This is a genomic window from Kitasatospora sp. NPDC056531, assembly GCF_042794375.1.
Taxonomy (GTDB): Bacteria; Actinomycetota; Actinomycetes; order Streptomycetales; family Streptomycetaceae; genus Kitasatospora.
The window spans coordinates 1,314-2,067 of the sequence record NZ_JBHTTU010000304.1; the positions used below are offsets into that span (position 1 = coordinate 1,314).

1 pseudogene is annotated in these 754 nt (G+C 71.8%); it reads left to right on the forward strand.

Annotation, left to right across the window (positions count from 1 at the left end):
- Positions 1-287: 287 nt before the first annotated feature.
- Positions 288-754, forward strand: a pseudogene (locus tag ACFQ87_RS45880) (IS701 family transposase); the annotation flags it as partial.

The following is a 754-nucleotide window of genomic DNA, read 5'->3' on the forward strand; positions in this document are numbered from 1 at the left end:
CCGCAGGGCGGCGGCGATGCCGTGGATCCCCGCGACACAGAGGGCGCCGTTGGCGAGGTCGCGTCAAGTGGCCATCGCCGGGGAGCGTTACCGGCGCAAAGCCGGGGGCGCTGCGGCTACCGTGGGCAGACCGAGGCCGCAGTCTTGCCCTGACCTGGACAGATCCCGAGCACCCCGGCGACTGGACGCCGGTTGTCCGCACCTTCCGCGACGGGCACACCGAGACCTGGTGGGCCGACGACGCCCGTCTCGGAGGCTGGGGGCCGGACGGATGGACGCGCCTGGTCGTGGCCACCGCCGACCCGGCCACCCTGCCCGACAAGGCCACCTGGTACCTGGCCACCGACCTGCCCCGGCCCGGCTCACCCCGCACCGCCGACAGTCCCCACCCACCAGCCGACCGTGCCGGACTCGTCCGTCTCTACGGCCTGCGGCACTGGATCGAGCAGAGCTACAAGCAGATCAAGGACGAACTCGGCCGGGTCGACTTCCAGGTCCGCTCCGACACCGCGATCCGCCGCCACCAAACCCTCGTGAACTGCGCGTTCTCGTTCTGCTGGGACATCTGGTTCGCTGACTCGCCCCAAACTCCAGAGCAGGATCAGGCCCAGCCGCCCGAGACCGCCAACGGGCCAGCGAGAGGACACACCCGCGTCCCACCAGCCCCAGCCGCCCAGCTGGCCCCGAGCCATCCGAGCGACCCGCGCCTGGCTCGACCCCTGGCACACCCTGCAACGCTACTGGCACGCCTGGT